This window comes from Pedococcus ginsenosidimutans (assembly GCF_039544395.1).
Lineage (GTDB): Bacteria > Actinomycetota > Actinomycetes > Actinomycetales > Dermatophilaceae > Pedococcus > Pedococcus ginsenosidimutans.
Genome location: NZ_BAABLO010000004.1, coordinates 452871 through 464929, shown reverse-complemented (window position 1 = coordinate 464929; position 12059 = coordinate 452871). Strand labels below are relative to the sequence as shown.

12 protein-coding genes are annotated in these 12059 nt (G+C 73.9%); 7 read left to right on the top strand and 5 right to left on the bottom strand.

The window, feature by feature from the left end:
- Positions 1-36 precede the first annotated feature (36 nt).
- The gene (locus tag ABEA42_RS06915; protein WP_345502088.1) at positions 37-654 is read right to left on the bottom strand and encodes a GNAT family N-acetyltransferase; all 618 of its coding nucleotides are present in this window, start codon (positions 652-654) and stop codon (positions 37-39) included.
- 68 nt (positions 655-722) lie between these two features.
- On the opposite strand from ABEA42_RS06915, the gene ABEA42_RS06910 reads away from it, so the two are divergent.
- Entirely contained in the window at positions 723-1952 is a 1230-nt protein-coding gene (locus tag ABEA42_RS06910; RefSeq protein ID WP_345502086.1) for an FAD-dependent oxidoreductase, read from the top strand.
- A complete protein-coding gene (locus ABEA42_RS06905; RefSeq protein ID WP_345502084.1) occupies positions 1949-2716 on the top strand; it encodes a YqjF family protein in 768 nt (255 codons plus the stop codon). Before ABEA42_RS06910 ends, ABEA42_RS06905 begins: the two co-directional genes overlap by 4 nt.
- A 237-nt stretch (positions 2717-2953) precedes the next feature.
- Here the strand turns inward: ABEA42_RS06905 and ABEA42_RS06900 are convergent, their stop codons facing one another.
- A complete protein-coding gene (locus tag ABEA42_RS06900) occupies positions 2954-4333 on the bottom strand; it encodes a cation:dicarboxylate symporter family transporter (protein WP_345502082.1) in 1380 nt (459 codons plus the stop codon).
- A 143-nt stretch (positions 4334-4476) separates the two neighbouring features.
- Here ABEA42_RS06900 and ABEA42_RS06895 point away from each other — a divergent pair, with 143 nt between their 5' ends.
- Together ABEA42_RS06895 and ABEA42_RS06890 are read left to right on the top strand one after the other, a co-directional pair.
- Positions 4477-6120, top strand: coding sequence for a sensor histidine kinase (locus ABEA42_RS06895; protein ID WP_345502080.1), 1644 nt, complete (start codon positions 4477-4479; stop codon positions 6118-6120).
- Positions 6113-6805 (top strand): response regulator, encoded by a 693-nt coding sequence (locus tag ABEA42_RS06890; RefSeq protein WP_345502079.1) that lies wholly within the window; start codon positions 6113-6115, stop codon positions 6803-6805. Before ABEA42_RS06895 ends, ABEA42_RS06890 begins: the two co-directional genes overlap by 8 nt.
- 18 nt (positions 6806-6823) lie before the next feature.
- On the opposite strand, the gene ABEA42_RS06885 is transcribed toward ABEA42_RS06890, so the two are convergent.
- The 3 genes from ABEA42_RS06885 to ABEA42_RS06875 form a co-directional block, all read right to left on the bottom strand.
- On the bottom strand, positions 6824-7699 hold the full coding sequence (locus ABEA42_RS06885) for an LLM class F420-dependent oxidoreductase (protein WP_345502077.1): 876 nt from the start codon (positions 7697-7699) through the stop codon (positions 6824-6826).
- An 81-nt stretch (positions 7700-7780) separates the two neighbouring features.
- Positions 7781-8725, bottom strand: coding sequence for an aminoglycoside phosphotransferase family protein (locus ABEA42_RS06880; protein ID WP_345502076.1), 945 nt, complete (start codon positions 8723-8725; stop codon positions 7781-7783).
- The gene (locus ABEA42_RS06875) at positions 8722-9765 is read right to left on the bottom strand and encodes a DUF4439 domain-containing protein (RefSeq protein ID WP_345502075.1); all 1044 of its coding nucleotides are present in this window, start codon (positions 9763-9765) and stop codon (positions 8722-8724) included. The genes ABEA42_RS06880 and ABEA42_RS06875 overlap by 4 nt, the downstream gene beginning before the upstream one ends.
- Positions 9766-9877: 112 nt before the next feature.
- On the opposite strand from ABEA42_RS06875, the gene rimP reads away from it, so the two are divergent.
- The 3 genes from rimP to ABEA42_RS06860 all read left to right on the top strand — a co-directional run bounded on the left by rimP (position 9878) and on the right by ABEA42_RS06860 (position 11971).
- Positions 9878-10480: a ribosome maturation factor RimP gene (gene rimP, locus ABEA42_RS06870; protein WP_345502074.1), complete on the top strand. Its 603-nt coding sequence runs from the start codon at positions 9878-9880 to the stop codon at positions 10478-10480.
- Position 10481: 1 nt separating this feature from the next.
- The gene (gene nusA / locus ABEA42_RS06865; RefSeq protein ID WP_345502072.1) at positions 10482-11591 is read left to right on the top strand and encodes a transcription termination factor NusA; all 1110 of its coding nucleotides are present in this window, start codon (positions 10482-10484) and stop codon (positions 11589-11591) included.
- Positions 11592-11728: 137 nt separating this feature from the next.
- Positions 11729-11971, top strand: coding sequence for a YlxR family protein (locus tag ABEA42_RS06860; protein WP_425572009.1), 243 nt, complete (start codon positions 11729-11731; stop codon positions 11969-11971).
- Positions 11972-12059 lie beyond the last annotated feature (88 nt).

Below are 12059 nucleotides of genomic sequence, written 5' to 3'. Positions count from 1 at the left end.
ACCCCACCGTAGGCCGGGGTCGGGCGGTGGTGCTCGTCAGCCCTCGACGCGGCGAGCCACCCACTCCTGCCTGGAGATCCGGTAGAGCACGTGGCGCCGCGTGGGGTCACCATCGGGGATGAGGGGGTGGTCGAAGTCGGCCGCCTCGTCGCGCGTCATGCCGATCTTGCGCATGACCGACTGCGAGCGGTCGTTGGCGGGGATGGTCATGGCCACGACCTCGTCCAGGCCCAGCGGGCCGAAGGCGTGGGCCAGCGCCGTCCGCGCGCCCTCGGGGGCGTAGCCGCGCCCCCACGCAGAGCTGGCCAGTCGCCACCCGATCTCGACGCACGGGGTGAAGTGCTCCTCGAAGCGGGGGACGGCCAATCCCACGAACCCGATGAAATCACCCGTCTGCAGCACCTCGGCCGCCCAGAGGCCCCAGCCGTTGCGGGCGATCGCGGTCTCGATCCGGTCGGCCATCGCGTCACTGGCGGCGCGGTCGAGGTGCCCGGGGAAGTGCTCCATGACCCTGGGGTCGTCGTTGAGCGCCGCGAACGGCTCGCGGTCCTCGGGTCGCCACTGGCGCAGGAGCAGCCGTTCGGTGCGCAGCTCGGTGACACCGGAGGTGGGTCCGGTCGCGTGCTCGGCGTCGGTGGTGCGGGCATCGTTCACGGGGTCACGGTACGACGCCTGTGCGGCCCGCGTGGGCATCCGCGCGCCGCGCGTGGCACGGTGAGTGCATGCATGACGTCGTGGTGGTCGGAGCAGGGCTGGCAGGGCTGACGTGTGCCGTGACCCTGGAGGAGCGGGGTCTGGACGTCCTCGTCGTCGAGGCCGCCGACGAGGTCGGTGGCCGGGTGCGGACGGAGGTCGTCGACGGGCACCTGTGCGACGTCGGCTTCCAGCTGCTCAACCCCGCGTACCCGGCCGTGCGCCAGCTCCTGGACGTGGAAGCCCTTGCGCTGCAACGGTTCGGGGCGGGGGTGGAGGTGCGTCGCGACGGGGTCACCGCCCTTCTCGCCGACCCGCGGAGGGAGCCCGCCGCACTGGCGCGCACCTTGGCGAGCGGGCTCGTGACCCCTGGCGAGGTGGCGCGGCTGGCCCGCTGGGCGGCACCCAGCCTGGGTCCGGTGTCCCGCCTGGAGTCCGGGCCGGACTGCTCCCTGGCCGAGTCGCTGGACCGGGCCGGCGTCGACGGCCCGCTCCGCCGCGAGGTGCTCGAGCCGTTCCTCGCGGGTGTCCTGGCCGAGGACGGCGGGCGGACGTCTGCTGCGTTCGTGCGGTTGCTGCTGCGGTCCTTCCTGCTCGGCACCCCGGGCGTCCCCGGCGACGGGATGCGCGCGGTGCCGGCCCAGCTCGCGTCCCGGCTGCGCAGCCCGGTACGGCTGGGCACCCCCGCCACCCTCGGCGCCGGGCCGAGCGTGCGCACCGACGACGGCGAGGTGCCCGCCCGTGCCGTCGTCGTCGCCACCGACGTCGCCGCTGCCGCAGACCTCAGCGTCCTGGCTGCGGCGCCCACCCAGGGCCTGCGCACCTGGTGGTTCTCCACGACGGACCCGGCGCCGAGGAGCCGGTGGCTGCGGGTCGACGGTGCTCGGGGCCCCGTGGTCAACACCGCCGTCGTCTCGGACGCCGCACCCTCCTACGCCCCTCCGGGACGCCGCCTGATCCAGGCCACGACCCTCGCCTCGGCCCCTGACGACGAGCAGCTCGTCCGCCGGGAGGTCGCGCGCCTCTGGTCCACCTCGACGGCACGGTGGGACCTCCTGGTGCGCCACGACGTCGCCCGCGCCCTGCCGTTCGTCCCGCCACCGCTGGTGGTCCGCCGACCGGTGGCGCTGGGAGAGGGACGCTTCGTCGCCGGTGACCACCGCGACACCTCGTCGATCCAGGGGGCGATGGTGTCCGGCCGCCGGGCCGCGCGCGCCGTCGTGGCCCACCTCGGTGTCGCACCCGACGGCACGCGATGACCCCCGACCCGGTGCTCGACCCGCAGGGCCCGCCGCTGCCCACCCGCCAGATCATGAGCCAGTGGTGGCGCGACATCACGTTCCTCCACTGGCCGGTGGACCCCGGCCTGCTGGCACCGCTGCTGCCGCGGGGCGTGCGGCCCGACCTCTTCGACGGGTCGGCGTGGGTCGGCCTGATCCCGTTCCGGATGGTCGACGCCGGCATCAGCACGGGGCCCCCGGTGCCGTGGCTCGGGACCTTCGCCGAGACCAACGTGCGGGTGTACTCCGTCGACGACCGCGGGCGGCACGGCGTCACCTTCCTGTCGCTCGAGGCGCAGCGGCTGCTGGTCGTCCTCGGGGCGCGGCTGGGCTTCAACGTCCCCTACCAGTGGGCCTCCATGGGGGTCCGGGACCAGGTGGCACCCGACGGACGGCGGGTGCTCAGCTACACGACCCACCGGGCCACACGAGCGCCCGTCGACGGGGTGGGTCGACCACGGTCCCGGGTCACGGTCGCCGTGGGCGAGCAGCTGGCGCAGCCGTCCCCGCTCGAGCTGTTCCTCACCGCGCGCTTCGGCCTGCACACCGCGGTGGCGGGTCGGACCCTCTGGGTGCCCAACACCCACGGCCCGTGGCCGCTGCAGTCCGCCGAGGTCCTCGAGCTCGAGGACGAGCTGGTCGTCGCGGCCGGGCTCGGCACCTTCGCGCGCACGACCCCACCCGCCAGCGTGCTCTTCTCGACGGGGGTGCGCACCACCTTCGGCTTCCCGCAACGCCTCTGACCCGGAACCCCGCGACGCCCCTGTCCCGACTGCTCGCCACCGCGTGTGCCGCACGGGCAGCACTGGTGGCGCGGGCGCCGTACCGACCACCACCTCTGGCGCGCTGGCAGTACCGGTGGCGCAGGCGCCGTACCGACCACCACCTCTGGCGCGCTGGCAGTACCGGTGGCAGAACCGAACCGGCCACGACAGCCGGCCGGACGCCTGCTGTCGTGGCCGGGTGGTCACGTGGCTCGGTCAGCGACCGGCGGGCACCGACTCCGCACGCTGGACCTCGTCCGCACGGCCCGTCCCGTGGTCGTCGTCGACCATCGTGGCCTCGTCGAAGGGCAGGTCGCCGGCGAGCACCGCATCCAGGCGCGGGCGGTCGAGCTCGCCCACCCAGTGCCCGATGAGGACGGTGGCGATGGAGTTGCCGGCGAAGTTCGTCAGCGCCCGGGCCTCGCTCATCATGCGGTCGATGCCGACGATGAAGCCGACGCCGTCGACGAGGTCGGGGCGGTGCGACTGCAGGCCGCCGGCGAGCGTGGCCAGGCCCGCGCCGGTCACGCCGGCCGCACCCTTCGAGGCGATGATCATGAACAGCAGCAACGAGATCTGCTGACCCAGGCCGAACGGCTTGTCCATCGCGTCGGCGATGAACAGCGACGCCATGGTCAGGTAGATCGCGGTGCCGTCGAGGTTGAAGGAGTACCCGGTGGGGACGGTGATGCCCACGACCGGGCGGGAGACGCCGGCGTGCTCCATCTTCGCGATGAGGCGGGGGAGTGCCGACTCCGACGACGAGGTCGACAGGATGAGGAGGAACTCGCGGCCGAGGTACTTCAGCAGCGAGAACACGTTGACGCCGGTGAAGACCTTGAGGACCAGGCCGAGGACGACGAACACGAACAGCGCACACGTGATGTAGAAGGCGATCATCACCTGGGCGAGGCTCTTCAGGGCGTCGAGCCCGGTGGCGCCCACGACGGCGGCCATCGCGCCGAACGCACCGATCGGCGCGGCGTACATGATCATCGCCATGAGGCGGAAGACGAGCCGCTCGAAGTGCTTGATGCCGACGAGGATCGGCTCACCCGCACGACCCATCTTCTGCAGCGCGAACCCGACGAGCAGCGCCACCAGCAGGGCCTGCAGGACCGACCCCGCCGTCAGCGAGGAGATGAGCGTGTCGGGGATGAGCCCCAGGATGAAGTCGACCGTGCTCTCGCTCTTCTCGCCGACCTGCGCCTGGCCGGTCTTGGCGAGGGCGTCGGTGAGGTGCAGACCGGCTCCGGGCTTGACGATGTTGCCGACCACGAGGCCGATCGCGAGCGCGAACGTCGACATGGTGAGGAAGTAGCCGAGCGCCAGGCCACCGACCTTGCCCACCTGCGCGGCGCGGCGGACCGACCCGATGCCGAGGACGATGGTGCAGAAGATCACCGGGGTGATCATCATCTTGATGAGGTTGACGAAACCGGTGCCAAGCCACTTCAGCTTGATCCCGAAGTCGGGGAAGACGAACCCGACGATGATGCCCAGGACCATCGCCACGATGACGGCGAGGTAGAGGTAGTGCGTCCGGTCACGGCGGGGTGCCGGGCGGTCGACGGCGTTGTCGGCTGCGGTGCTCACGTGTGCTCCAGTGGACTCGGTCCCGGGCGGCCCGGGAGGGGTGAACTCCGCACGAGTATGGGCGTCGCAGTGGCTATCGTCACCCTTGTGTTCTTTGAGTTCCGGCGGTCCCGAGGCGCTGCCGGGGTCCCCGGTGGCGCGACATGGCGCTGAGCCGCGGGCGGTGGGCGAGCGCCCCGAGCCGCTGGAGCGTGGCGGCCCAGACGTTCGTCCTGCAGGTCCTCGTGGCCCTGCTGGTCGTGGGCATCGGCACGGCCGCGGCGTACGCCCAGGCCCAGCGCGCCGGCACGCAGGAGGCGACCGCGCGGGCGCTCGCGGTGGCGCGGACCGTGGCGAGCTCTCCCGAGGTGGTCGCCGGGGTGCGGTCCGCCGACCGTGACGGCCGCCTCCAGGCCTACGCCGAGGACGTGCGACGCCACACCCAGACCGACTTCGTGGTGGTGATGAGCCCCACCGGCACCCGCTACACCCACCCGGACACCTCCCTCATCGGGCGCCAGTTCATCGGCCACATCGAGCAGGCGCAGCGCGGCGGCACGGTCGTCGAGGACTACACCGGCACCTTGGGGCCCTCGCGCCGGGCGGTGGTGCCGGTCCGCGCCGGGCCGGGTGGTGACGGCGCCGTCGTCGGCCTCGTCGCGGTGGGCATCCGCAAGGCGGCGGTGAGCCGCCGGCTCGAGGGGCAGCTGGTCGCCCTGCTGGCCGCGGGCCTGGCCGCCGCGGTCCTCACCGGCCTCGCGACCGCGCTCGTCGCACGCCGGGTACGGCGCCAGACCCACGGGCTGGGGGAGCGCCAGCTGCGCGAGATGGTGGAGTACTACGACGCCGTCCTGCACGCCGTCACCGAGGGGCTGCTCCTCATCGACCTCGAGGGCAGGCTGCGGCTCGCGAACGACGAGGCCGTGCGGCTCCTCGGGTTGGGCGACGGCGCGGTGGGGCGCCCCGTGGCCGAGCTCGGCCTGTCCGGCCCCCTCACCGCCGCCCTCACCGACGAGACCCCGCGGGAGGACGAGCTCCACGTCACCGACGCCCGGGTGCTCGTGCTCAACACCGCCCCGGCGCGGTGGGAGGGCCGGGCGCTGGGCCACGTCGCCACGCTGCGCGACCGCACCGACCTCGAGCACCTCACCGGGGAGCTCGACTCGGCGAGGGGGCTGACCGAGGCGCTGCGCTCGCAGGCGCACGAGTCGGCCAACCGCCTGCACACGATCGTCTCGCTCATCGAGCTGGGGCACCCCGACCGTGCGCTCGAGTTCGCGACCGAGGAGCTCGAGCTCTCCCAGATCCTCACCGACCGGGTAGTGGCCGGCATCGAGGAGCCCGCCCTGTCGGCCCTCCTGCTGGGCAAGGCGGCCGAGGCCGGGGAGCGCGGCATCGACCTGCGGATCGGCGAGGGAGCGGTGTGGCCGGTGGACGCCCTGCCCGCGCGCGATGTCGTCACCATCGTCGGCAACCTCATCGACAACGCGTTCGACGCCGTCGCCGGGTCGCCCGGTGAGCGCCAGGTCCGGGTCGACACCGCCCGTGACGGTGCCGACCTCGTGCTCACCGTCGCCGACACCGGCCCGGGACTGCCGCCGGGTGCCGTGGCGCGAGCCTTCGAACGCGGTGTCTCGTCGAAGGACCAGGGCCGGGAGGGCCTCCGGGGCATCGGGCTGGCGCTGGTGTCCCAGAGCGTCAGCCGGCTCGGCGGGTCGCTGTCGGTCGAGGGCGGCCCGGGAGCCGTGTTCACCGTGCGGCTGCCCGTCACCGAGGACGTCGAGGGCGGGGCGGTGGCCCGTGGCTGACCAGCCCCTGCAGGTCCTGGTCGTCGAGGACGAGCCGGTCGCGGCGCAGGCGCACACCGCCTACGTGGCACGCGTCGAGGGGTTCGAGGTCGTGCGCACGGTCGGCACGGCCACCGCAGCCCTCCAGGCCCTGCAGTCGACGCCCGTGGACGTCGTGCTGCTCGACATGAACCTGCCCGACGGCCACGGCCTCGACGTGATCCGCAGGATGCGCGCCGCCGGTCACGGCGCCGACGTCATCGCCGTGACGTCGGCCCGTGACCTCGAGGTGGTCCGCGGCGCGGTGTCGCTCGGTGTCGTCCAGTACCTGCTCAAGCCGTTCGTGTTCGCCACGCTGCGCGACCGGCTCGAGGCCTACCTCACCTACCGCCGCCAGCTGCCCGGCTCCACCCGCGTCGACACCCAGGCCGAGGTCGACGAGGTCCTCGCGGGCGCCCGCCCGTCCCCGCGGGCCTCCGTGCCGAAGGGGATGAGCGAGGACCTGCTCAGCCGGGTGACCCGGGCCCTCCGCGACGCCTCGGAGGGCCGCGGCCTGTCGGCGAGCGAGCTCGGCGAGGTCGTCGGCGTCAGCCGGGTGACGGCGCGCCGCTACGCCGAGTACCTGTGCGACTCGCGGGTGGTCGTCCGCAGCTCCCGGTACGCGGGGCAGGGTCGCCCGGAGGTGGAGTACCGCTGGTCGCGGTGACGCGGTCGGCCGGGACGCTCAGCCGATCTGGGCCAGCCGGGGCGCCACCCGCTCGCCGAACTCGGTCACCGTGGCCGCCGGGTCGGGAGCCATCGCGCGCAGGTGGATGTGCTCGACGCCGAGGTCGGCATAGGCCTGCGCGGTCCGCAGGAAGCCGTCCACGTCGGCGAGCGGGTCGCCCTGCGGCCCCATGACCGTCTTCTCGATCGTCGCGTAGTCACGGCCCAGGTCGTCGCAGTGGCGCCGCAGCACGTCCAGCTTGTGGGCGAGCTCGTCCGCCCCGGAGACGATGAGGTTGGTGGCGTCCGCGTACTGCGCGACCAGCCGCAGCGTCTTCTTCTCACCACTGCCCCCGATGACGATCGGCGGGTGGGGGCGGGTGAGGCACTGCGGCACGTTGATGGTCTCCGCGAGCTGGTAGTGCTTCCCCTCGAACGGCCCCTCGTCGTCGCTCCACATCTGCTGGAGGATCTGCAGGGTCTCCTCGAGCCGCTCGAACCGCTCGGCGAGAGGGGGGTAGGGCACACCCAGCGCCTTGTGCTCCCGCTCGTACCAGGCGGCGCCGATGCCCAGGAAGGCCCGGCCGCCGCTCAGGACGTCGAGGGTCGTGCCGATCTTGGCGAGGAGCCCGGGGTGCCGGTAGGTCACGCCCGTCACGACGGTGCCGAGCTTGACCCGTTCGGTCGCTGCGGCCATGAAGCCCAGCGTGGTGTAGGCCTCCAGCATCGGGTCGTGGGCGGTGCGGAAGAACTCCATCTGGAAGTAGTGGTCCATCACGGTGAGCCACGACGCGCCCGCAGCCTCTGCTGCGGCCGCGGTCGAGCGGAGGGCGGGGGCGTAGGACGCCGGGCCGTCGGGGATGGTGAAGTCGAGGAAGTGGAATCCGAAGCGCATGGTGGCAGTCTGCGCCCGTTCCGCGCCGTCGGCGCGTCGGGGGGCCCGGTCCGGCGAGGCGGGGTGCCAGGTCGGCCGGCCTCAGCCGTCGAGCGCCTTCAGGAGGGCGATGTCGAACGTCACCTCGTCGGAGTCTTGGCCCTTGGCGGCCCAGCCCGCCTGGATCGCGGTGTGGACGTACGACCAGGCCAGCGCCTCGTCCTCGTCGATCCCGGCGGCGTCGCAGGTGACCTCGACCCGGCGCAGTACGAGGTAGCGGAACGCCGAACCGGTCCCGAGCTCGTCGCGGCGGTTGCGCAGGAGGGCCTGGACCTCCCACCCCGGGTGCCCCGCCACCGCGTGCGGGTCGATGGCCAGCCACTGCGGCCGGTCGGACCCGGGGAGGGTGTGCAGGACGTTCTCGTGGTGCAGGTCGCCGTGCAGCAGCGTCGCGTCGCAGGAGGGGTCCGAGAGCAGGTCGTCCAGCAGGCCGGCGGTCCGTTCGGCCATCCGCCGGGGGAGGACCGAACCCGCTCCCACCACGGCGGTCGCGTGCCGCCGCACGTGCTCCGAGAGCCTGCCGACCTGCGGGGGTGCGGGGACGTGCAGCTCGCGCAGCAGCTCGCCGGTGACCTCGCAGGCCGTGTCGACGTCGAGCTCGCCGAGGGTGCGGGAGCTGTCGAGGGCTTCGAGCAGCAGCACGCTGCGGTGCGGGTCCGCCGCCACGAGCCGGACGGCCCCGCGCCCGTCCCAGAGCCGCAGGGCGAGGGCCTCGTCGCGCGCCTCCACGTGCGGCCAGCCGAGCTTGAGGGCCAGCCGCGCCCCCTCGCGCAGGACCGGCAGGACGACCGAGGAGTACCCGGTGCACGCCGGCCCGGCGACGGTGAGCCCCCAGTCGTCGAGCACGTCGGCGAGCAGCCTGGGCAGCCCGGCAGCCCACTCGCTCCCGGACGGACCGCCGACCGCCCCCTCCTGCGCGGTGAGGCGTCGGACCGACTCCAGGAAGTCCTCGGGCAGCAGGGCTGCGGCGTCCTGGGTGCGGGTCACGTGAGCCCGGGGAACGGGGCGAGGGCCACACCCCACCGTGAGGCGAGGACCTCGGTGTCGGCCAGCCACTGGACGACGGAGCCGAGCGGCCCGACCTCGCCACCGGTGGAGCCGAGGTCGCGAGCCCCGGCGCCGAGCAGCTCGGTGAGGACGTGGGCCGCGAGCCTGCGGGCAGCTGCGGGTGTCGCGACGGGGTACGGCAGCGGGTAGGCCAGCGGTGGCGGGGCCGCGGCAGCGCCGGCGAGCGCCTCCTGGCGCCCCTGTCGCGCCTCGAGGACGGCCAGGGTCGTGCGGGCCAGGGTGCGCTGCGCGCCGGTGGGGGACTGCGCGGCGACGACCTGGAAGGCGTAGACGGCAGCGCGGGTGCCCTGGAGGTACGACGCCGCGAGCGAGGGCTCGGACCACGTCGGCTCCGGCCACGGCGCGGGGGTGCCGAGCAGCGCGGCGGCGGCGGCCCGCTGGGCCAGCACGGCCCCCGCGAGCGGGAGGACCTCGGCGGGCACGCCCGCGAGGGCAGCGACGGCCGTCGGCCCCAGGTCCGCAGCCTCGGCGGCAGCGAGGGACTGGGGTCCCGTGGCGCCGGACGTCGTCGTCGGGGACGGCGCGGCGGGGCTGGTTGCCGTGGTCGGTGGGGTGCCGGGCGAGGTCATCGTGGTCCCGCTCGGCGTGCCGGCGCCGTCCACCACGGACGCGGGCACCCCCAGGTGCAGGAGCTCGGCCCGCAGCACGTCGGCCTGGCGCCGGTGCAGGTGGGCCAGACGGGCGGGCAGGCCCTTGGCGGGTCCGCCGAGGGACGTCGCCAGGGCCGCGAGGTCGGTGCTGTGGTGACGCAGGGTGAGCAGGAACGACTCGCCCCGCACGGGCCGGCGCGAGGGGCCTGCCGCTGCGCGTGGTGGGCCGTCCTCGAAGCGGATCCCGCAGGCGGCGAGCGAGGTGGACAGCAGGGCCGCAGCCCCCACCCCGGCCCCGAACCGGGCCCCCAGGGTGAGCACGTCACGCCGCGTCGGGCACGACGGCGTACCGGGTCGGTCCTCGGGCATGGGGCGATCATGGCACGGGCGCCGCGGCGCCCCGGTGCTGGCATGCGTCGTGCCTGCGCCGTGGATAGAGTGGGCGCGCACCACCACCAGAACTTCAGAGAGGACGAGTCAGTTGAGCGTCAAGGACCAGATTCGTCCCGCGGTGGAAGGGCCCCTCGCGTCCCTCGGCCTGCTCGTCGAGGACGTGGCCGTGACGCCCGCAGGCAAGCGCCGCCTCGTCCGCATCTGGATCGACCGCGTGCTCGACCCTGCCGACGGACCCACCACCACCCCCACCGAGCCGCTGAGCCTCGACGAGGTGGCCGACGCCACCCGCGCCGTCGGTGAGGCCCTCGACGACACCGACGTCATGGGGGAGCAGCCCTACACCCTCGAGGTGACCTCGCCCGGGGTCGACCGGCCCCTGACCGAGCCGCGCCACTACCGCCGCAACGTCACCCGGCTGCTCACCCTCACCCCGCTGGACGGCACCCCGGTCACCGGCCGCCTCGTCAGCGCGGACGACGAGGGCGTCACCATCGAGGTGCCCGCGACCAAGAAGACGCCGGCCCGCACCGAGCAGCACGCGTACGCCGACCTGGCACGCGCCGCCGTGGAGGTCGAGTTCTCGCGCCCCGGCGCTGGCCAGGGCCATGACGACGGTGGTGCCGAGCACGACGACACCGACCTGCACGACGACGTCGACGAGACCGACGACGACACCGAGGAGAGCTGACATGGACATCGACCTGACCGCCCTGCGGGCCCTGGAGCGCGAGCGGGACATCTCCCTCGACATCCTCATCCCGGCGATCGAGCAGGCCCTCCTGGTCGCCTACCACCGCACGGACGACTCCTACCGCAACGCCCGCGTCGAGCTCGACCGCAAGACCGGGCACGTCATCGTGTGGGCCCGCGAGGAGCTGGAGGCTCCCGAGCCCGCGGAGGGTGACGAGCGGCCGCCGCGCGAGTACGGCCCCGAGTTCGACGACACCCCCACCGGCTTCGGCCGCATCGCCGCCGCCACCGCGCGCCAGGTGATCGTCCAGCGCCTGCGTGACCTCGAGGACGAGGCGATCATGGGCGACTTCAAGGGCCGCGAGGGCGACGTCGTCGCCGGCGTCATCCAGCAGAGCCCGGACCCGCGCCACGTCACGGTCGACTTCGGCACCGTCGAGGGCATCCTGCCCCTCGCCGAGCAGGTGCCGGGGGAGAAGTACGTCCACGGCGAGCGCCTGCGCTGCTTCGTGGTCTCGGTGCGCCGCGGCCCGAAGGGCCCCCAGATCGGGCTGTCGCGGACCCACCCCAACCTCGTGCGCAAGCTGTTCGCGCTGGAGGTCCCCGAGATCGCCGACGGCTCGGTCGAGATCGCGGCGCTGGCCCGCGAGGCCGGCCACCGCACGAAGATCGCGGTCCACTCCAAGGTCGCCGGCCTCAACGCCAAGGGCGCCTGCATCGGGCCCATGGGTGCCCGCGTGCGCGCCGTGATGACCGAGCTGCACGGCGAGAAGATCGACATCGTCGACTACTCCGACGACCCCCGAACGTTCGTCGCCGCGGCCCTGTCGCCGTCCCGGGTCGAGTCGGTGGAGATCGTCGACCCCCAGCTGCGGTCCGCACGGGTCGTGGTCCCCGACTACCAGCTCTCCCTGGCCATCGGCAAGGAGGGCCAGAACGCCCGCCTCGCCGCCAAGCTGACCGGGTGGCGCATCGACATCCGTCCCGACACCCAGGCGGACGCCCCCGCGGTCGCGCCCCAGGCGGGCCGCAGCGGTGCGCGCACGGCCGGTGCCGCGGCCTCCAGCGGGGGTCCCGGCAGCACGGGTGACGCACCCGGGCGCCGGTAGGGGATAGACTGGTGGGGACCGACCGGACTGGACTCCGGACCGCAGCACGCACCACCACCCCCCGCACGACGCCTCGGGCACCAACTCGGACGTGTGTGGGATGCCGCGGGACGGATAGCTGGTCGGCCCTCCTGCGAGTGGTCGCGGAGACGGACGACGCCGGGGTGACCCGGCTGGTGCCGGACCCGCGGCACCTCATGCCGGGGCGCGGCGCATGGCTGCACCCGACAGGTGGATGTCTCGACCAGGCCCTGCGCCGTCGGGCGTTCGGCCGGGCGCTGCGTGTCGGCGCCGGACCGGACCCGGCAGCGGTCGTGGCCCACGTCGAGGCCCACGACCGGGCCCCCACCACCGGTGGGGCCGGGACCACCGCAGGATGAGCACCTCGAACCAACCGTCCATCGCTATGGGAACCGAAAGCGGGTTTGACGCTGATGAGCACCCGATGAGAACTCAGCAATGAGCTCC